This window comes from Serratia sp. CY71090, from assembly GCF_052166845.1.
GTDB lineage: Bacteria > Pseudomonadota > Gammaproteobacteria > Enterobacterales > Enterobacteriaceae > Serratia > Serratia nematodiphila.
The window spans coordinates 310,794-328,998 of the sequence record NZ_JBJNOA010000006.1; the positions used below are offsets into that span (position 1 = coordinate 310,794).

Annotated in this window: 19 protein-coding genes; 9 read left to right on the top strand and 10 right to left on the bottom strand. The window is 60.4% G+C overall.

Annotation, left to right across the window (positions count from 1 at the left end):
- Positions 1–9: 9 nt before the first annotated feature.
- The 6 genes from ACJ8OK_RS13900 to ACJ8OK_RS13925 form a co-directional block, all read right to left on the bottom strand.
- Positions 10–564, bottom strand: coding sequence for a fimbrial protein (locus tag ACJ8OK_RS13900; RefSeq protein ID WP_004938719.1), 555 nt, complete (start codon positions 562–564; stop codon positions 10–12).
- 50 nt (positions 565–614) lie between these two features.
- Entirely contained in the window at positions 615–1,253 is a 639-nt protein-coding gene (locus ACJ8OK_RS13905) for a fimbrial protein (protein ID WP_033633483.1), read from the bottom strand.
- A gap of 74 nt (positions 1,254–1,327) precedes the next feature.
- The gene (locus tag ACJ8OK_RS13910; RefSeq protein ID WP_050501267.1) at positions 1,328–2,092 is read right to left on the bottom strand and encodes a fimbria/pilus periplasmic chaperone; all 765 of its coding nucleotides are present in this window, start codon (positions 2,090–2,092) and stop codon (positions 1,328–1,330) included.
- 81 nt (positions 2,093–2,173) lie between these two features.
- Complete coding sequence (locus ACJ8OK_RS13915; RefSeq protein WP_442530642.1) at positions 2,174–4,708, bottom strand: outer membrane usher protein; 2,535 nt, start codon at positions 4,706–4,708, stop codon at positions 2,174–2,176.
- 47 nt (positions 4,709–4,755) lie between these two features.
- Positions 4,756–5,292, bottom strand: a complete 537-nt coding sequence (locus ACJ8OK_RS13920) for a fimbrial protein (protein ID WP_033642500.1) — start codon at positions 5,290–5,292, stop codon at positions 4,756–4,758.
- Positions 5,293–5,370: 78 nt separating this feature from the next.
- Positions 5,371–5,892 carry a fimbrial protein gene (locus ACJ8OK_RS13925; protein ID WP_025302212.1) on the bottom strand — a complete coding sequence of 174 codons (522 nt, stop codon included), beginning with the start codon at positions 5,890–5,892 and terminating at the stop codon, positions 5,371–5,373.
- Between the two features lie 664 nt (positions 5,893–6,556).
- Here ACJ8OK_RS13925 and ACJ8OK_RS13930 point away from each other — a divergent pair.
- From ACJ8OK_RS13930 to ACJ8OK_RS13940, 3 genes are all read left to right on the top strand, one after another.
- Positions 6,557–6,889 (top strand): hypothetical protein, encoded by a 333-nt coding sequence (locus ACJ8OK_RS13930; RefSeq protein WP_025302211.1) that lies wholly within the window; start codon positions 6,557–6,559, stop codon positions 6,887–6,889.
- A 232-nt stretch (positions 6,890–7,121) separates the two neighbouring features.
- Positions 7,122–7,940 carry a fimbrial protein gene (locus ACJ8OK_RS13935; RefSeq protein WP_033633691.1) on the top strand — a complete coding sequence of 273 codons (819 nt, stop codon included), beginning with the start codon at positions 7,122–7,124 and terminating at the stop codon, positions 7,938–7,940.
- Positions 7,941–7,959: 19 nt separating this feature from the next.
- Complete coding sequence (locus ACJ8OK_RS13940) at positions 7,960–8,451, top strand: fimbrial protein (protein WP_226772988.1); 492 nt, start codon at positions 7,960–7,962, stop codon at positions 8,449–8,451.
- A gap of 102 nt (positions 8,452–8,553) precedes the next feature.
- Here the strand turns inward: ACJ8OK_RS13940 and ACJ8OK_RS13945 are convergent, their stop codons facing one another.
- A complete protein-coding gene (locus ACJ8OK_RS13945) occupies positions 8,554–9,759 on the bottom strand; it encodes a serine hydrolase (protein WP_442530643.1) in 1,206 nt (401 codons plus the stop codon).
- A gap of 467 nt (positions 9,760–10,226) precedes the next feature.
- Between ACJ8OK_RS13945 and ACJ8OK_RS13950 the strand changes: the two genes are divergently transcribed.
- Together ACJ8OK_RS13950 and ACJ8OK_RS13955 are read left to right on the top strand one after the other, a co-directional pair.
- Positions 10,227–11,594 carry a pyridoxal-phosphate dependent enzyme gene (locus ACJ8OK_RS13950; protein WP_442530644.1) on the top strand — a complete coding sequence of 456 codons (1,368 nt, stop codon included), beginning with the start codon at positions 10,227–10,229 and terminating at the stop codon, positions 11,592–11,594.
- Positions 11,595–11,606: 12 nt separating this feature from the next.
- On the top strand, positions 11,607–12,752 hold the full coding sequence (locus tag ACJ8OK_RS13955; protein WP_442530645.1) for a trans-sulfuration enzyme family protein: 1,146 nt from the start codon (positions 11,607–11,609) through the stop codon (positions 12,750–12,752).
- Between the two features lie 59 nt (positions 12,753–12,811).
- Here ACJ8OK_RS13955 and ACJ8OK_RS13960 read toward each other — a convergent pair whose 3' ends face one another.
- Both ACJ8OK_RS13960 and ACJ8OK_RS13965 read right to left on the bottom strand, forming a co-directional pair.
- The gene (locus ACJ8OK_RS13960; protein WP_442530650.1) at positions 12,812–13,834 is read right to left on the bottom strand and encodes an isopenicillin N synthase family dioxygenase; all 1,023 of its coding nucleotides are present in this window, start codon (positions 13,832–13,834) and stop codon (positions 12,812–12,814) included.
- Complete coding sequence (locus tag ACJ8OK_RS13965; RefSeq protein ID WP_171453092.1) at positions 13,779–14,015, bottom strand: hypothetical protein; 237 nt, start codon at positions 14,013–14,015, stop codon at positions 13,779–13,781. The genes ACJ8OK_RS13960 and ACJ8OK_RS13965 overlap by 56 nt, the downstream gene beginning before the upstream one ends.
- A gap of 107 nt (positions 14,016–14,122) precedes the next feature.
- On the opposite strand from ACJ8OK_RS13965, the gene ACJ8OK_RS13970 reads away from it, so the two are divergent.
- Together ACJ8OK_RS13970 and ACJ8OK_RS13975 are read left to right on the top strand one after the other, a co-directional pair.
- Positions 14,123–14,779, top strand: a complete 657-nt coding sequence (locus tag ACJ8OK_RS13970) for an HAD family hydrolase (protein ID WP_004938759.1) — start codon at positions 14,123–14,125, stop codon at positions 14,777–14,779.
- A gap of 89 nt (positions 14,780–14,868) precedes the next feature.
- A complete protein-coding gene (locus tag ACJ8OK_RS13975) occupies positions 14,869–15,489 on the top strand; it encodes a glutathione S-transferase family protein (protein WP_048322642.1) in 621 nt (206 codons plus the stop codon).
- Between the two features lie 13 nt (positions 15,490–15,502).
- Here ACJ8OK_RS13975 and ACJ8OK_RS13980 read toward each other — a convergent pair whose 3' ends face one another.
- Entirely contained in the window at positions 15,503–16,603 is a 1,101-nt protein-coding gene (locus ACJ8OK_RS13980) for a PQQ-dependent sugar dehydrogenase (protein WP_033633491.1), read from the bottom strand.
- Between the two features lie 131 nt (positions 16,604–16,734).
- On the opposite strand from ACJ8OK_RS13980, the gene ACJ8OK_RS13985 reads away from it, so the two are divergent.
- Entirely contained in the window at positions 16,735–17,154 is a 420-nt protein-coding gene (locus tag ACJ8OK_RS13985; RefSeq protein WP_060559086.1) for a GNAT family N-acetyltransferase, read from the top strand.
- An 11-nt stretch (positions 17,155–17,165) separates the two neighbouring features.
- Positions 17,166–18,149 (top strand): magnesium and cobalt transport protein CorA, encoded by a 984-nt coding sequence (locus ACJ8OK_RS13990; protein ID WP_015377262.1) that lies wholly within the window; start codon positions 17,166–17,168, stop codon positions 18,147–18,149.
- Positions 18,150–18,205 lie beyond the last annotated feature (56 nt).

An 18,205-nucleotide genomic window follows, 5' to 3' on the forward strand; every position in this document is an offset into this window, starting at 1 on the left:
TGTAGACGCTTATTCGTATTCCAACGTAAAAGTGGCCACCGCGCTGAAGGTGCCGCGGCCGATGGACTTCGTCTGGATAGCCTCCGGTTCCCCTTGCACATAGGCCTGCAGCGTAAGCGTGGTGTTGCCGGCACTCAGGCGGAATTTATCGCTGGCGCGATTGAGCGGCAGCGCCTTGCCGCTGCTGTCTTCCAGCCCGATGCCGATCCCCGACGCCAGGCTGCCGGCATCCAATGCCAACAGGCCGGGCAGTTTGGCGTTTTCGGTGCCGGTAAACGTGATAGCCACCGTATTGCCCAGGCTGAGATCGCACTCGGTCAGGTGCAATGCGAAGGTTTGACTGTGGGAGCGGGTGTTCAGATACAGGTATTTGTCGACGATGGTGCCGAAATCCAGCGGAATGTCCTCATCCCCTGGCTGAATGACGCACGGCTCGGCCACCAGCGTGCCGTGAAAGCGCATGTTTTCCGCCGCAGTCGCCGACTGCGCCATTATGCCGGCCGCCATGACCATGCCAGCCCCCAACAGCGCGCTCCGGCGCCGGTTCGTCTCTGTCGCGCGCATGACGCCACTCCCTTTGGTTGTGCTTGCGCCGACCGGGCGCAAGCGGCGTATTAGTCGTAGTAAAGCCGGAAATCGATCGCCGCACGGTAAGCGCCGGCGCTCAGCGTCGCCGGGGTGCGCACCGGCGTCACCGTATACGTCAGGGTGTTTTGTCCCGGCGTCAGCAATACCGGTTTGTTACGCGCGCCGAGGCGCACAGGCAGGCCGCTGGCATCCGCCAGCTGCAACCCCAACCCGGTGACGCCGGCAACCCTGACCAACCCCGGCGCGTCGTCATCCGTCGGCGCGGCAAACGCCACGGACACCGCAGGCTGGCTGCCGCTCCAGGCCAGCACACCGGTCCAGGCGTCGCGGTTGCTCGCCGGCGCCCGCAGGCAGTCTTTCAGCGTCAGCTCGAAGGCGACCGGCGTGCCGCGATCGCCCGGGCGCTGGAAGTGCGCCGTTCCCGTCTCGCCCAGCCATACCTCCTGGCGGGCGGTGGTCATTTCCAGGCTGCAGGCGCTTTCCGTTAACGCGCCGTAGACGTGGAGCGTGCCGTTCGCCCCCTCCACGTCCCAGTTGTCCACCGCGCGGGCCGGCGGCATCAGCATCAGCATCGTGCCCGCCGTCAGCGGCACCATCAGCGCGGCCAACACCGTCAGGCCGATAGTGTGTCGCTGATGACGTTCATAGGCCTTTCCCAACAGCATGGGGATCTTTCGTTGCATGATTCGTTCACTCCGCTGTGTTCATGACTCGGTCTTCCCTGCTTGCGCTCGGCTCGTCATTTGGCGACCGGCACGACCTGGCAGGCACTGCCGGCGCAGCGGAAGTTCAACTGCGGCCGCCCGCCGTAATCGTTGATGTACGCCAGCGACGGTGCGTTGCCGAGGCTCGCGGCGGAAACGTTCAGCGGGGCGCTGGCCTTCGGCGCCACCATCAACGGTTCAAAGCCGGCCGCCCCTTTGCCGCCCTTGCTGGCACTCGCCTCAACGATCGTCACGTAATAAGGGGTCGGGTTGTTCACCACATATTTGTCACCCTGCCGGGTCAGCGTCAGCTGCTCCTGCCACGGCGCCGCGTTCTTCTTCGGGGCGAGCGCCGCCGGGCGATAAAACATTTTGATGCGGGTCTGCAACGCTATCTGCAGCGTGTTCGGCTTATTGCTGCGCGGCGGTATTTCCCGCAGGTTGAAGTAATACAGCGTCTCCCGGTCCTGCGGCAGCTGACGCGCCGCCGGCAGCGACTGGATCTTCACCTGGCTCGGTTTGCCCGGCTCCACCCGCTGCACCGGCGGCAGCACGGTGAAGGGGCTTTGGATCTTGTTGCCGCGATCGTCTTCGATCCATCCCTGCGCCAAATACGGCAACTGTTTGTTCTGGTTACTGATGTTGAGACTGACCGTTTTCAGGTCGCCGTCGAAAATCACGCGCGTGCGATCCAGCGCGATAGCCGCATGAGCGGGCAGGCCGACCGCGCCGAGCGTCAATGCGGCGGCGAGCGGGCCCACAAGGGAAACGGTCTTTCTGGTCATAGTCAGATTCATCATGTCTTCACGGTTCCAGTCGGCCGAAGGCGGGCAATCCCGCCCCGGCGGTTTAGCGGCGGAGCGCACTCCGCCGGGTGTAAGTCAGTTGGCGTCAGCCGCCGGCTTGTTGCCGGCCAGAGGACGGCAAGGCAGCAGCAGCGTGTTCATCAGCATTTCGGCCGGCAGCGGCGCCGGCAACTGGATTTCACACTGCGCCGCGCCGTTCCAATGCACGCGCATGCGCTCGCCGGGGTTGAGGCCGGACAGGTAAACGCTGCCGCCGTCATTGATGATGCCGGTCTCCTGTTTGCGGGCATTCAGCACCGTGGCGCCGAACGGCGGCTCGCTGCCGTCCGCCAGTTTGACGATCGCCATCGCCTTCTCGCCGGCTATCACCTCAAACTTGCGGTAGCCGATGGCCCCCTCGGTCAACGTGGCCTGCACCACGGAACGCGTCGCCTCGACGTTGTCGCTCAGGCTATTGAGATCGATGCTGGCCTTGTTGCGGTAGTAGCTGTTCACATCCGCCACCACCGCCTTGCCGTAACGGTTGGTCAGCACCGTACTGCCGTAGCCACGCACCGGCACGCCGGCGACGCCTTCGGTATCGAGCAGCAAGCGCGTGCCGCCCGGCGTATTGACGCGATGCAGCACCGTCCCTTCCGCCGCCATCGTCAGGCCGCCCTGCGCGCCAATGCCGACGGCGCTGTAGCGGCCGGCCTGGTAGCTGGCGTTGGCGTTGATCTGCGCCATATCGCCCTGATGGCTGTAATACCCGCTGGCGGTCGCCCCACTGCGTGCGGCGCCCGCGCTGATCTGATAGTTGTTGTGTTCATCGACCCGGTTGTAGTAACCGACCCGATGGGCGTTCTCTTCGCGATCGAGCGTCATGTTGTAACTGAGCGTCCCGGCGCTGCCCCAGGGCAGCGACAGCGACAGGTACATCCCGTCGTCGTTGCGCTCGTTGTAACGGTTGCGATAGGCCGACAGCGATACGCTGACGTTCTTGAAATCGCCGATATCGAAGTAGCGCGATACCATCAGGTTGTAACGATCGTTCGGCGCCCGATCCCAATAGGTTTGGTGGCTGTAGTTGAGATAGGTGCTGAGCCCCAGATCGCGGAACTGTTTGTTGAAGGTGATGGTGTACATCTCCTTGCTCTTGCCGCTGCGTCCCCCTTCGTAACGCGCATCGAGGTAGTCCCCCATGCTCATGAAGTCCTCCTGGGAGAAGCGGTAACCGGCGAAGGTGACCTGGCTGTCGTATTCATCGAAGTTCTTCGAATAGCTCAACCGATACGAACCGCCGGTAAGCGTGCCCTCCTGCGGCAAACGCGCGCGCGACTGCGTGGCGTCGAACGACAGCGCCCCCAGCGCCATCAGATCGCGCCCGATCCCCAGCGACAGCGCGTTGTAATCGCCGCCGGCGATGCCACCGCCGTACAGCGACCAGCCGTTGCTGATGCCCCAGGAGAACTCGCCGGTGCCGAACATCGGCCCGCGCAGGTGATGCCCCCACTCCGACGGTTTGCCCGTCGCCAGCTTGTAACGCACCGTGCCCGGGCGCGTCAGGTAAGGAATGTTGGCGGTGTTCATCTTGAACTCCTGCACGCTGCCGTCCTGCTCTTCGACGCGCACGTCCAGCTCGCCGGAAACGGCGTCGTTGATGTCCTGAATGCGGAACGGCCCCGCCGCCACTTGCGTTTCATACAGCACGCGCCCTTGCTGGCTGACCACCACCTTGGCGTTGGTTTTCGCCACGCCGGTCACTTCCGGCGCATAGCCGCGCAGGTTGGGCGGCAACATGCTGTCGTCGGATCGCAGACTGACGCCGGTAAAGCGCAGGCTGTCGAAAATGTCGGAGTTCAGGTAATCCTCCCCCATCGTCAGCCGCGAACGCAGCGCCGGGATCGCCCGATAGGCGTAATAGCGGCTCCAGTCGAACTGTTTGTCAGTCGGCTGAGAAGATCCGGTCTGGTGGTTGAGGTTGGCCTGCCAGTCGGCGCGCAGGCGCCAGGCGCCCAGGTTGGCGCCGCCGGTGCCGTTGCCGCTCAGGCTGTAGCTGCTGCCGCCTTTCTGGTGCTTTTGCGTTTGGGCGTTGACGTTATAGTCAAACAGCAGCCCGGGAATACCGTCATCCCAGCGCGAAGGCGGATCCCAGTTTTCCGAGCTGTACTCCAGATAGGCCTGTGGGATGTTGAGATACAGCGCGGAACTGGCGAGATCGCCGCGCGCTTCCATCCCCGCCAGACTGGAGGCGTCAAGGCAGCGGCCGCCGTGTGTCCAGTTCAGCGTGCTTAACAGCTTTTCTTTCAGCCCCAGTTGGTTGACCAATGCCGGTGAAAGACAGGCTTCACTGCCTTTAGGATCGTTCTCAGGCGCCAAAAACGTTACCGGCTGTTCCGGCAGGTCGTTCTTATTGACGTGCACCACCATGGTATAAACGCCCGGCATGATGTAGCCGCTGCGCGTAAATTGGCTCAGATCGATATTTTTACGATCGTTGATGTCTAATACGTCAGTATTGAATTGAATAACGTCGGCGGCATAGACCAACGCGATCGGATTTCCCAGAGAAAGGGCAACACAGAGCCCCAAAGCTTGAAGACGAAATAACTTCCCTGCCGGTGAAAGCATAATAAAAGTCCTTTCAATAACGAATTAACCGTCAGTACGAGAAAAAATCAAAAATAATCCAGCTTAAAACGCACTGTGGAAAAATACGCTCCCGCCTTCAACGGCTGATGATTCGGCATCAACGTCATGGAATAATTCAGCACTCTATTTCCCGGTATTATTCCTTCCATCGGTAAGGGTTTCCCTGGAATAACCGGCGTGCCGTTGCTGTCTTTTATCTTCAATGCGACGCCGCGCGCCTCGCCCTGTACGCCAAACAGAGCGCCTTCCGCATAACCATCAAACGTGACCTGAAAGAATTTCCAATCAGGTTTGTTTTCCGGCCGTTCCAAAATGCAGTTGACCAATTCAATACTGAAAGGTTTGGTCATCCCCTGGCCGTCACGAATGATCTGCCCGAGAGGAAGAGTGTCCATATCGATCGTCTGATCGCGGCTGCCGGCGGCAATGGCGCAGGCGGTGTCGATAATGGCGCCGTGCATACTGACCTTGCCCCACCCCTGCGCGGCGGAAGTTGCATAGCCGGGCGCAAACGCCAACGACGCCAAAAGAACGGCACCCGCTCGATTCCTTGGTAAAAACATCGCGACATTCCTTTGACAGGGAGATTCACCAGGCATTCGGCGAGCCCCATGCCTGGTTGATTAAGCCTTCGGACTCACTTACTGATAAGCCAGGGTGAAATCGGCTACGGCGGTGAAGTCGCCCGGAACGATGGCGGCGGAAGCGCCTTCGCCCTGCAGGTAGGCGGCGAAATGCAGGGTGTTGTTGCCGGTGTTCAGGGTCTGCGCGGTAGTCGCTTCACCCAATTTGATCGGCTGGCCGTTGTAAGAGATGGCTACGCCGGCGCCGCTGGCGGTGCCCGCGATGCCCAGCAGATCCTTATCGGTAGACGATGCTACGCCGCTGAAGGTGGTTTTAACGGTTTTCAGGGTGGTGATGTCGCACTGCTCCAGCTTGATTTCAAACGGACGCGGGTTGGATTTGCCGCCGTTTTTCAACGCCACGTTGGACACCTGGCCCAGATCTACGGTCTGATCGATCGACTCAGGCGCAATAGAGCATGGCGCATCAATAATAGAGCCCGTGAAAGTGACCTTACCGTGTCCCTGATCGGCTGCCTGTGCAAAAGAACTTGCGCCAAATGCAATCACTGCAGCCATCATGATTTTGTTAAGTTTCATAGAACCTATATTCCTTATAAGAAAAAATGCATATTCCAATCAAGAAAAAGAGCAACAGGAAACCTGCTCGCGCTTATATGTGCGCAGCCCTGATTCTTTAGCATCTTGCTAGTTGGTTAACTGCCAAAACCCAAAGGCACCGACAATAAAAAGTCGATAACGGTAAGTCTGCAGCGGCCCACCCATTAATGAATTCGTCCTATAAAAATAAACGAAACCACAACGAGCAGGGGCCAATACTTTCTAATCCGCCCTTCTTGTCCGGCGATGAATATTCTGGCAAATGCCTCTCAGCAAAAAAAGGCTTTTTTTGATCAAGGCGAACATTCGCAATTTATTTCCTAATTAAAGTTAATTTACTGTTATTTTTAGGCTCATAGATCGTAAAAAATACTTTTATAGAGCAATATCCTGTTTTTGCGAGATTCACAAGTAATCAGATCGCAAAGTGGCTCTTTGTGAATATAATAAACCAAAATTTTAGGTTTCTGCGTGACGCCACCCCTGCCTGAACATAGGTAAAAACGGGGCGGGCAACGCCTTTTTTTTCAATCCTGATAAATAGATAGGAATTTTCTTTGTTCGCGTTTTACCTCGTTGTTGGTAGACGGCGAATGTTTGTTTTTTCTTAGGAATACGGCAATCGGAATACAGAGGAAGTGCTATGGAAGCGTTATCTCCGAAACAAAAGGAAATACGGCAATTGCAGCACGATCTGCTGCAAACATTATTCGCGCAATCGCCCCGTCAATGTCCCGTCGCCGGGCCGCCGCCACAGCAGCAGTGGCTCTCGACACGGCAACTGGCCAATGCCGTCAACGTCGGTGTTTACCGAGCTCGACGGCTGTTATTGGATCTTGTCGCCCGACAAGAAGTGATTGTGACGGACGGCTCCATCAACAACTCGTTGAGGTGGTATCCCACCGCGTTGCTGGACGGTGGCGATAACAACGGCATACCCAACAAAGATGCATCTCACTCTCCTTTAACGGAATAAATATGGCCAGCCGGCCTGATTGGCAATATTTCATTGCGGAGTAACGCCGCACACCATTTATATATATCGGGATATTATCGTGAGAAAAACAGCCCTGCTATTTTTACGTTGCTGCCTGGCACTCTCTTTCTTCCTGCTGTTTGGCAACGCCAACGCATTTACTTGCCGCACGTCCGATGGCGGACTTATTCCCCCAGGGGGATCGGCCACGCCGGTTGACGTCCGGGTTCGCATCGGACCGCAGCTTTCTTATGGCAAAAACGAAATCGTCAACGTCAGCCAGGTCACCTGTAAAAACGACGTCGCGAGCTGGTACGACTATCTCAAAACCGATAGCCCGGCACTGTCGATGAACGGTGCGATTTTTGGCTCGATCGGCAGCGGCACGACCATCAACGGCAGCGACTACAACTCCCCGGTGCCTGCCGGCATCAGCGTACTCAGCCTCACCGGCTTGCAGACCCAGTCTGTCGCCATCCGGGTCTATATCGTGTTGAACCGTTTCCCAACGCCGGACATCAAGGTGAATAAGGGTGACGTCATCGGCCAAATCAACTTTATTCAGACCAACGATCAACCGGGCTGCCCACAGTGCGGCGTTTATCGCTGGCGCCTGATCGCCGACAACGACGCCTACTTCGTCACCACCAGTTGCACCATCAACAACGGCCAGCAAATTAATGTCGATTTTGGTCAGATCCGCCAGGACTTCCTGACCCAGAGCGCCAACGACGCCCAGATCAAACAGGACAAAGCGCTCAGCTACCAGTGCGACGATCAGAGTGCGACGCAGGATATTCTGATCCGGATGGTCAGCGACGCCAGTGGCTTCTCCAGCGATTTTATCAAGACCACCAACCCCAACGTCGGCGTGGCCATGGTGCACAACGGCGCGGTGGTAAAGCCCAACAATGCCTTCAGAACGCGCATCGTCAACGGTCTGGGCAACGACACCGTCACCTTTGTGCCGGTGAAGAACAATGTCCCTTACACCAGCATCGCCACCGGTCCGCTGTCGGGCTCGGCCACGCTGATCTTCAGCGCACCTTGAGACGGGAGCCAGAATGAACATGACGATAAAAACGGGCTGCGCCCTGCTGTTGGCGCTGGAATTGATTAGCTCGGCCGCTCAGGCCGCCGATCAGGGCACCAAAGTCAACATCACCGCCACCGTGGTGGCGCCTCCGCCTTGCGTGATCAACGACGGGCGCACCATCGATATCGACTTCGGCAAGGTCGGCATCAAACGCATCGACGGCAGCCGCTATATGCAACGCATCGATTACAGCATCAAATGCGAGTTTCTGGATAACAGCCGCCAGTTGAAAATGAAGATCATGGGCAGCGCGGCGGCCTTTGACAACAGCGTGTTGACCAGTAGCGTCACTGGATTGGGCATCAAGCTGTTGGCCAACGGTAAGGCCTTCGCCATCAATACGCCGCTGAACATCGACTACGCCAATCCGCCGACGCTTGATGCAGTGCCGGTGAAAAACAGCGCCGTCACCCTGGCGGAAGGCGACTTCTCCAGCGGCGCCACCATGCTGGTGGACTATTTTTAAAGCGCCGCTTCGGCCGGATACTGAAAATAAAAAAAGCCGCAACGTCTCCGTTGCGGCTTGGTCGAGGATGGTGCGCCCGGGGCGCTCCTCATATCAGGCTATTCAGCCGAAGATCCCGCCGAACCACTGGCTCAGCTTCATCACCACCATATCCCAGATGCGGCTGAAGAAGTTGCCCTCTTTCACCTCTTGCATCGCCACCAGCGGGTGCTGCTCGATGGTTTTGCCGTCCAGCTGGAAATCGATGGTGCCGACCACCTGGTTTTTCGCCAGCGGCGCTTCCAGCGTCGGTTGGGTCAGCTTGTAGCTGGCCTTCAGGTTTTTCATCTGCCCTTTCGGAATGGTGACCGAGGCGTCTTTCGCCACGCCGAGCGGCACTTCGCTGACATCGCCGAACCACACTTTCTGGGTGACGAACGGCTTATCGGCCTTGATCGGCGTCGCGGTTTCATAGAAGCGGAAGCCCCAGGTCAGCAGCTTTTCGCTTTCGCTAAAGCGCACGCGATCGCTCGGCGCGCCTAAAACCACCGAGATCAGACGCATCGGGCCGTCGGTGGCGGACGCCACCAGGTTGTGGCCGGCGCCGCTGGTGTAACCGGTCTTGATGCCGTCGACGTTCAGGTTGCTGCTCCACAGCAGACGGTTGCGGTTAATCTGGCGGATTTTGTTAAAGGTGAACTCTTTCTCTTTATGCAGCGCGTATTCGTCCGGCACGTCGCGGATCAACGCCTGGCTCAACAGCGCCATGTCGCGCGCGGTGCTGTACTGCCCTTCCGCATCCAGACCGTGCACCGTCAGGAAGTGGGTATTCTGCAGGCCGAGGGATTTGGCGTAGTTGTTCATCAGGCCGACGAACGAATCCTGGCTGCCCGCCACGTAGTCCGCCAGCGCGATGCTGGCGTCGTTGCCGGACTGGATCACGATGCCCTTATTCAGTTCCAGCACCGGCACCTGATCGCCCGGCTTGATGAACATCAGCGAAGAGCCGCGCAGCGCCGGGTTACCGGGCGCCCAGGCGTCTTTGCCGACGGTGACCATGTCTTCCGGCTTGATCTTGCCGGCCTTGATCGCCTGGCCGATCACGTAGCTGGACATGATCTTGGTCAGGCTGGCGGGATCGAGACGCGTATCGGCATTGCCTTCGGTCAGCACCTTACCGCTGTTGTAATCCATCAGAATGAAGGCCTTGGCGTCTACCTGCGGCGGCGCCGGCGGCTCGGCCGCGTGCACGGCCGGGGCGGCCAGCAACAGGATGCCTACGCTGAAGGTCAGTTTTTTCAGGGAAGTGGATAAGTTTTTTTTCATCATGACGTCGCCAGAGTGTCCATTCAAAACCATTGAAATAGCGTTAACTTTCAAACATGTTCACGTTTTAAGCCAACCAGCGAGAGTGGCCCGGTGCGCGCGTGCCGGCCGCAACCCCCTGCGGCGCCCGTAGTGGGTAACGCAACGCACCGAAAATGCCCTTGCTGTGAGTTTATGTGATTTATCTTATTTTTGCAGGGTTTAGCGTGAATTTTCAGCATTTTTACATAACTGTACGCAGGTACGCACTTATCGTTCAAAAAAGCATCACGACGCGCATTTTCGCATCTACCCACGGCTACACGGCCAAGCATCTGCACCGCTAAACATCTGCGCATCCATACGTCCAAAAAAGATTAATATATTCCATAATGGCATATAGAACCGCTATTTGTTCTTTTTAAAGCGCTTATCCTCAGCGCTATCATCCGCACAAAGACTTTTATACCGAATAATCCTGGAGATGAGTCATGGCGATCCCCCATTCCGTCATCGAGATGATTGGCAATACCCCGATGCTGGAACTGACCCAGTTTGATACCGGCCCATGCCGGCTGTTCGTCAAGCTGGAGAACCAAAATCCCGGCGGTTCGATCAAAGACCGCGTGGCGCTGTCGATGATCGAACAGGCCGAGCGCGACGGCAAACTGCAGCCGGGCGGCACCATCATCGAAGCCACCGCCGGCAATACCGGCCTGGGGTTGGCGCTGGTGGCGGCGCTGAAAGGCTATAAGCTGCTGCTGGTGGTGCCGGACAAGATGAGCCGCGAGAAGATCTTCCACCTGCGCGCGCTGGGGGTGGAAGTGCTGCTGACCCGTTCGGACGTCGGCAAAGGGCATCCGGCTTACTACCAGGATTACGCCAAACGCCTGGCGGAAGAGATCCCTGGCGCTTTTTATATCGACCAGTTCAATAATCCGGCCAACCCGGCGGCTCATACCACCACCACGGCGCCCGAACTGTGGCGGCAGATGGAGCATGACGTGGACGCCATCGTGGTCGGCGTCGGTTCCGGCGGCACGCTGGGCGGGCTGAGCCGCTATTTCGCCGAGGTTTCGCCGCAGACGGAATTCGTGCTGGCCGACCCTGCCGGCTCTATCCTGGCGGACTATCTCGACCACGGCCAAATCGGCGAAGCGGGCAGTTGGCTGGTGGAAGGCATCGGCGAAGACTTCGTCCCGCCGCTCAGCGACTTTGACCCGGTACGCCACGCTTACCGCATCGGCGATGAAGAAGCCTTCACCACCGCGCGCGATCTGCTGCGCAAGGAAGGCGTGCTGGCGGGCTCCTCCACCGGCACCCTGCTGGCCGCCGCCCTGCGTTACTGCCGCGCGCAAACCGAACCCAAGCGGGTAGTGACCTTCGTCTGCGACAGCGGCAACAAATACCTGTCTAAAATGTATAACGACCACTGGATGCTGGAGCAGGGCCTGCTGAGCAAGCCACAGCACGGCGATCTGCGCGATCTGATCGCCTACCGCCACGACGAGGGCGCCGCCGTTTCCGCCGCGCCGGACGACACGTTGGCGATCGTGCACGCCCGCATGCGGCTGTACGACATCTCGCAGCTACCGGTGCTGGAAGGCGATCGGGTGGTCGGTCTGATCGATGAGTGGGATCTGCTGAACGCCGTCCAGGCCGACGCCGCCCACTTCAGCCTGACGGCCGGCAGCGCGATGACCAAACAGGTTCATACGCTGCAAAAGGAAGCCGGCTACGAGGAATTACAGGCCACCTTCAACCATGGCCACGTCGCGGTGGTGCTCGACGGCGAGCGCTTCCTCGGCCTGATTACCCGCACAGACGTGCTTAACGCCTGGCGCCAAAAATTACGTTAATAAGGACCCATTATGGCCAAGTTTGATACGTTGACCGTTCACGCCGGTTACACCCCGGACGCGACCGGCGCAGTGATGCCGGCGATTTACGCCACCTCCACCTACGCCCAACCGGCGCCGGGTGAACATACCGGCTATGAATACTCCCGCAGCGCCAACCCGACGCGCACCGCGCTGGAAAGCGCCATCGCCGAACTGGAAGGCGGCAGCCGCGGTTACGCCTTCGCCTCCGGCCTGGCGGCCTGCTCCACGGTGCTGGAGCTGCTCGATAAAGACAGCCACCTGATCGCGGTGGACGACCTGTACGGCGGCACCTATCGCCTGCTGGAAAAAGTGCGCAGCCGCACCGCCGGCCTGCGCGTCACCTACGTGGCGCCGGCGGATCTCGCCGGGCTGGAACAGGCGATCGAGCCGGACACCAAAATGATCTGGGTGGAAACGCCGACCAACCCGCTGCTTAAGCTGGCGGATCTGAGCGCCATCGCCGCGATCGCCAAAAAGCACCGGCTCATCAGCGTGGCGGACAACACCTTCGCCTCGCCGTATCTGCAACGCCCGCTGGATCTGGGTTTTGACGTGGTGGTGCACTCCGCCACCAAATACCTTAACGGCCACTCCGATGTGGTGGCGGGCGTCGCGGCGGTGGGGAATAACCCGGCGCTGGCGGAACAGCTCGGTTTCCTGCAAAACGCGGTCGGCGGCATTCTCGATCCGTTCAGCAGCTTCTTGACGCTGCGCGGCATTCGCACTCTGGCACTGCGCATGCAGCGCCACAGCGACAGCGCGCTGCGCATCGCCCAGTGGCTGGAGAGCCAGCCGCAGGTGGAAAACGTCTATTACCCCGGCCTGCCGAGCCATCCGCAGCATGAGCTGGCGGCGCGCCAGATGACGCGCTTCGGCGGCATGATCTCGGTACGGCTGAAAGGCGACGACGCCTATGCGCGCCGGGTCATCCAGCGTTCGCGCCTGTTCACCCTGGCGGAAAGCCTGGGCGGCGTGGAAAGCCTGATCAGCCAGCCGTTCAGCATGACGCACGCCTCCATTCCGCTGGAACAGCGCCTGGCAACCGGCATCACGCCGCAGCTGGTGCGCCTGTCGGTGGGGATTGAGGATGTGGAAGATCTGATCGCCGATCTGCAGCAGGCGCTGGCGGAATAATCGCCGCATCAGCGTACGATCAGCCCGGCCGACGCGCCGGGCTTTTTTACGCCCGGCGTTCAGAGGCCGATGACGTCCTGATAAAAACGGTGTGCCACATCGGGATGGGAGCGGATGCGGCCTTTCAGGTAGTTATACCCCACGTCGCGCAACAGCGGATTGAGCGGATCGCTGGCCGGGCCGCGCGCCTGCGCCGCCAACTGCGGCGGCAGTTGATACAGCGGCACCACCGCGTCCAAGCGCGCGCCGAGGAAGAACGCGATCGACAACCTGTCGCGCCCCGCCGGCGGCGTTTCCACCCGGTGCACCGTGGCACGCAGATAGCCGTTGGTCGCCAGCTCCAGCAGCTCGCCGATGTTCACTACGAAGGTATCTTCACGCGGCTGCGCGTCTATCCATTGCCCCTCGCTGACCTCCACCTGCAGCCCTTTTTGCGCGTCCTGCAGCAGGAAACTGAGAAAGCCGGAGTCCTTGTGCGCGCCGACGCCCTGTGCGCTGGCGGTGGCGTCCCGCCCCGGGTAGCGGATCAGTTTGATGTGCTCGTTGGGCTTCTCGCCGTATAAGCGATCGAAAGCCTGCTCCGGCAGCGAAAGTGCCAACGCGAAAGCGCGCAGCAGCCGCAGCGACATGGCGGTCATCGCCTGTTGCCACTCCAGCAGCAGCGGTTTCAGCGCCGGCAGCGCCGCCGGCCACTGGTTTGGCCCCTGCAGACGCGCCCAGCGCGGCGTGTCGTCAGCCAGCTTCAGCGCCGGGCGTTCGGCGCCGATATCGAACTGCTCGCGCCAGTCAGGCTGCCCGCGCGTGAGTTCCGCCGCCGCACGGTTGTAACCGCGAAAGTGCGGCGAATGCACCATCTGCACCGCCAGCTTGTCGGCTTCCGGCAGGGCGAAAAATTGCCGCGCGGCGTGCTGCAGCCGCGCATTCAGCGCGCCATCCACGCCGTGACCGCGCAGATAGAAGAAACCGACGTCGCGCGCCGCCGCGCGCAAATCGTCAAGAAAAGCGCGCCGCCGGCGCGCATCACCGTCAAGCTGCGAAAGATCCAGCAACGGCAACGTCTTCAGCGTCGTCAGGTGCGTCATCATGCGGTTCCTCTTCTTCCCCGATTACGATCGGGCTGCCGTACAGGCGAATAATCAACATTGACCCTCCCCAGCGGGTGGCTGCATTTGCCCCATAGTTACCACCGCGCTCGCCGGAGCGGCCAATATTGTTGCGTTCTAAGTTATGCAAACGTTCAACAAACTGTCGCAAAACCGTCATCAATGTTTCTTATGCTCTGCGCAATTTCGCCGACGCCGCTGGCTGGCGACGTGCGCTATCCGCTATCCTGTAAACGACCTCATACCCTGCCTGCCGGAGAAATACTGATGGATTTAGCCTTATTCGACCTGGATGAAACCCTGATTGACGATGACAGCGCCAGCCTGTGGATCCGCTGGCTGGTCGGCCAGGGGTTCGCGCCGGCGGAGCTGGAACTGCAGGAGCAGCAGCTGATGCAGCTCTATTATCAGGGCAAGCTGTCGATGGAGGACTATATGCAGGCTACGCTGGCGCCGCTGACCGGCCTGAGCGTGCAAACCGTGGCCGGCTGGGTGCAGCGTTATATCCGGCGCGACATCCTGCCGCGCGTCTACCCCGCCGCCCGTGAACGCCTGCAGTGGCACCGCGAACGCGGCGACTGCATCCTGGTGATCTCCGCCACCGGCGAACACCTGGTGGCGCCGATCGCCGAACAGCTCGGCGCCGACGACGCGCTGGCGATCGGCGTGGAAATCAGCGACGGCCGCTTCACCGGCAACACCTACGGCACCATGACCTATCAGCAGGGCAAGGTGATCCGCCTGCAGCACTGGCTGGCGCAGCACCCGCACCTGAAGTTCGAGCACAGCCACGGCTACAGCGACTCTCTCAACGACAAGGCGATGCTGCAATTCGTCGACAGCGCCACGGTGATCAACCCCGACAGCGAACTGAGCGCGCTAGCGGCGGAGCACGGCTGGGAAGTGTGCCGCTGGGAGCGTTGAGCGGCAGACAAAAAATGCCCTGCGGTGTGACAAAAAGCGCATTGTGGCGTAGGTATTAAGGGTCTTTAATCCGCTAACGGAGTTATCCCATGCTGACCATTTGGGGTCGTGAGAATTCGAACAACGTCAGGAAGGTGCTGTGGTGCGCCGCCGAACTGGGGCTGAGCTATACCCACATCAACGCCGGCGGGGCGTTTGGCAAGGTCAACGAAGAGAGTTACCGCGCGCTGAACCCGAACGGCCTGGTGCCGTTACTGCAGGACGATGACTTCGTGCTGTGGGAGTCCAACACCATCGTGCGCTACCTGGCGGCGAAATTCGGCGACGCGACGTTCTATCCGCAAGATCTGCAGGCGCGCGCCGCCGCCGAGAAATGGATGGACTGGACCACCTCGACCATCGTTCCGGCCTTCACCATCGTCTTTTGGGGCCTGATCCGCACCGCGCCAGAGTTGCGCGACATGGCGAAAATCGAAGCGGCGATCGCCACGCTGGAAAAACACTTCGACGTCATTGAACAGACGCTGGCGCACCAGCCTTACCTCTCCGGCGACGCGTTCGGCTTCGGCGATATCCCGCTCGGCAGCTTCGCCTACGCCTGGTTCGAAATGCCGATCGCCCGCCGCCCGCGGCCGAACATGGAGCGCTGGTATCAGCAACTGCGCGCACGCCCGGCCTATCAGCGCGGCGTGATGAGCGAGCTCACCTGACACGTGCGGGGCGCTACGACGCCCCGACCTTCAGCAGCTTGCCGTCCCGTTCGTCCGTCAGCAGATACAGGTAGCCATCCGGCCCGCTGCGCACCTCGCGAATGCGTTCGCCGCGATCGCCCAGCAGCCGCTCTTCCGCCACCACTTTGTCCCCTTCCAGCGTCAGGCGAATCAGTGCCTTTTGCGCCAGTGCGCCGATGAACAGCGAATGCCGCCAGGCGGGGAAACGCTGCCCGTCATAAAACGCCATGCCGCTGAGGCCGGGCGAAACCCGCCAATAGTGCAGCGGCTGTTCGGTGCCGGGCACCCGTTCTCCTTTGGCCTCCGGGATCGGCTGGCCGGAATAGTTGATGCCATAGGTGGCCAGCGGCCAGCCGTAGTTTTTACCCGGCAGCGGGATATTGAGCTCATCGCCGCCGCGCGGACCGTGTTCATGCTCCCAGATCGCGCCGCTCCACGGGTTCAGCGCCAACCCTTGCGGATTGCGGTGGCCATAAGACCAAACCTCCGGGCGTTTACCTGCCTGGCCGACCCAGGGGTTGTCCGGCGGTACCGCGCCCTCGGCGGTCAGCCGCACCAGCTTGCCCTGCAGTTTGTCAGTCTCCTGCGCCGTCGGCCGCTGGTTGTTTTCGCCCAGCGCGATAAACAGGTAGCCCTGCCGATCGAACGCCAGCTTGCCGCCAAAGTGATTGCCGACCGACAGCTTGGGTTGCTGACGGAAGATCACCTTAAAGTTTTCCAGCCGCGCGCCGTCGTCGCTCAGGCGGCCATAGCCGACCGCCGTGCCGGCTTTGCCGCCCTCGCCCGGTTCGGCGAAGCTGAGATATACCCGGCGGCTGGCGGCGAAGTCGGGCGCCGGCAACACCTCCAGCAGGCCGCCCTGCCCCTCGGCGTAGACCTGCGGCACGCCGGCGATCGGCGGCGACAGGCCATTGCCCTGCTGCCACAGCCGCAGCCGGCCGGGCCGTTCGGTGATAAGCAGGCCTTGTTCCGCCGGCAAGAAGGCCAGCGACCATGGGTGTTCCAGGCCGTCCTGCAATTGGCTGACCGTCGGCGCGGCGTGCAGCAGGCCGCTGCACAGCAGCAAACCGGCCAGCAGAGTCAATCGGGGCATGGCGTCCTCCTGAAGATGAAATGACCCGTTTAGTGTAGCCCACTCAGCAGAAGCGGTCGTTTGCATTACATTTCAACGGGTTGCCTTTTAGCCGCAGTGTGCTTAAGTTAATCCATAACCCAGGAGGAAAAATGGACATTACCGTTACCGACGCGATTGACGAACATACCCTCGATGCGATCAGGCAAGGCCTGCGCGCTTACAACCTGCCGCATATCGATGCCCGTCACCGCAAGCCGCTCAGCGTCTATGCGCGCGACGAGGCCGGCACGGTGATCGGCGGGCTGACCGCCGAAACCTGGGGCAACTGGCTGAGCGTCGAGTGGCTGTGGGTGGCGGATACCCAGCGCGGCAGCGGCCTCGGCGGCCGGCTGATGCGCGCCGCCGAGCATGAGGCGCAGGCGCGCGGCTGCCGCTACGCCCGTCTCGACACCTTCAGCTTCCAGGCGCGACCGTTCTACGAAAAGCTCGGCTATCAGCTGCAAATGACGCTGAAAGAGTATCCGGTGGAACATGAGTGCTATTTTCTTACCAAAACCCTGACTGATTAATGGACGGACAGATGGACAGCAAAAGCATGGTGGTGAACTGTGTGGCGTACAAAGCCGGCCAACGGCTGGGCGAAGTGACCATCGACGATATCAGCGAGGTGGTCAAACAACCGGACACCTTCGTCTGGCTGGGGTTGCGGCAGCCGGAGCCGGCATTTATGCGCAAGGTGCAGGAGGAGTTCGGCCTGCACGATTTGGCGATCGAAGACGCGCTGTGCGCGCACCAGCGGCCGAAGCTGGAGACCTACGGCGACTCGCTGTTCATCGTGGTGAAAACCGCGCAGTGGGGCGAGCACGACGAAATCGAATACGGCGAAACCCACTTCTTCGTCGGCAAAAACTTTCTGGTGACGGTGCGCCACGGCGCCTCACCCAGCTACGCGCCGATCCGCGCCAAGGCGGAAGAGAACCACAAGCAGATGTGCCGCGGGCCGGGCTTCGCCCTCTATTCGGTGTTGGACTTCGTGGTGGATAACTACCGCAGCGTGGTAACGCGCTTCGAGAGCACCATCGAGAACATCGAAGCCAACATGTTTCAGTCGGAGTTCGATCAGGCGGCGATCGAGAACGTCTATACTCTGCGCCGCCACCTGCTGGCGCTGCGCAACGCCGCGCTGCCGATGGATGAAATCTGCAACCAGCTGATCCGTCTGCACGAAGAAGTGATCCCGAAAGAGCTGCGCGCCTACGTGCGCGACGTGCAGGATCACGCGCATCAGGTGGTCAGCAACATCGACGACATGCGCGAGATGCTGACCAACGCCATGCACGTCAACCTGGCGCTGGTGACGGTCAAACAAAACGAAGTGGTGAAACGGCTGGCGGGGTGGGGGGCGATTTTGGCCATCCCGACGGTGATCTTCAGCCTGTACGGCATGAACTTCGCCGACATGCCGGAGTTGAAATTCCCGTGGGCCTATCACGCCACGCTGGGGGCGACCGCCGTCGGCTGTATTTTCCTGTATCAGAAGCTGAAGAAATCAGGCTGGCTGTAAGCGCCAAAACGGCGGATTTTCCCGCCGGAAAAACGGTCGGCGGGGCAGCCGGATCC

Bases quoted from the DNA above. Each gene is read 5' to 3' on its own strand.
- ACJ8OK_RS13985 (WP_060559086.1), top strand. From the start codon at position 16,735: ATGGACATTACCGTTACCGACGCGATTGACGAACATACCCTCGATGCG.
- ACJ8OK_RS13920 (WP_033642500.1), bottom strand. From the start codon at position 5,292: ATGTTTTTACCAAGGAATCGAGCGGGTGCCGTTCTTTTGGCGTCGTTG.
- ACJ8OK_RS13965 (WP_171453092.1), bottom strand. From the start codon at position 14,015: ATGACGGTTTTGCGACAGTTTGTTGAACGTTTGCATAACTTAGAACGC.
- ACJ8OK_RS13915 (WP_442530642.1), bottom strand. From the start codon at position 4,708: ATGCTTTCACCGGCAGGGAAGTTATTTCGTCTTCAAGCTTTGGGGCTC.
- ACJ8OK_RS13930 (WP_025302211.1), top strand. From the start codon at position 6,557: ATGGAAGCGTTATCTCCGAAACAAAAGGAAATACGGCAATTGCAGCAC.
- ACJ8OK_RS13945 (WP_442530643.1), bottom strand. From the start codon at position 9,759: ATGATGAAAAAAAACTTATCCACTTCCCTGAAAAAACTGACCTTCAGC.
- ACJ8OK_RS13980 (WP_033633491.1), bottom strand. From the start codon at position 16,603: ATGCCCCGATTGACTCTGCTGGCCGGTTTGCTGCTGTGCAGCGGCCTG.
- ACJ8OK_RS13925 (WP_025302212.1), bottom strand. From the start codon at position 5,892: ATGAAACTTAACAAAATCATGATGGCTGCAGTGATTGCATTTGGCGCA.
- ACJ8OK_RS13950 (WP_442530644.1), top strand. From the start codon at position 10,227: ATGGCGATCCCCCATTCCGTCATCGAGATGATTGGCAATACCCCGATG.
- ACJ8OK_RS13940 (WP_226772988.1), top strand. From the start codon at position 7,960: ATGACGATAAAAACGGGCTGCGCCCTGCTGTTGGCGCTGGAATTGATT.
- ACJ8OK_RS13990 (WP_015377262.1), top strand. From the start codon at position 17,166: ATGGACAGCAAAAGCATGGTGGTGAACTGTGTGGCGTACAAAGCCGGC.
- ACJ8OK_RS13955 (WP_442530645.1), top strand. From the start codon at position 11,607: ATGGCCAAGTTTGATACGTTGACCGTTCACGCCGGTTACACCCCGGAC.
- ACJ8OK_RS13905 (WP_033633483.1), bottom strand. From the start codon at position 1,253: ATGCTGTTGGGAAAGGCCTATGAACGTCATCAGCGACACACTATCGGC.
- ACJ8OK_RS13975 (WP_048322642.1), top strand. From the start codon at position 14,869: ATGCTGACCATTTGGGGTCGTGAGAATTCGAACAACGTCAGGAAGGTG.
- ACJ8OK_RS13960 (WP_442530650.1), bottom strand. From the start codon at position 13,834: ATGACGCACCTGACGACGCTGAAGACGTTGCCGTTGCTGGATCTTTCG.
- ACJ8OK_RS13910 (WP_050501267.1), bottom strand. From the start codon at position 2,092: ATGATGAATCTGACTATGACCAGAAAGACCGTTTCCCTTGTGGGCCCG.
- ACJ8OK_RS13900 (WP_004938719.1), bottom strand. From the start codon at position 564: ATGCGCGCGACAGAGACGAACCGGCGCCGGAGCGCGCTGTTGGGGGCT.
- ACJ8OK_RS13970 (WP_004938759.1), top strand. From the start codon at position 14,123: ATGGATTTAGCCTTATTCGACCTGGATGAAACCCTGATTGACGATGAC.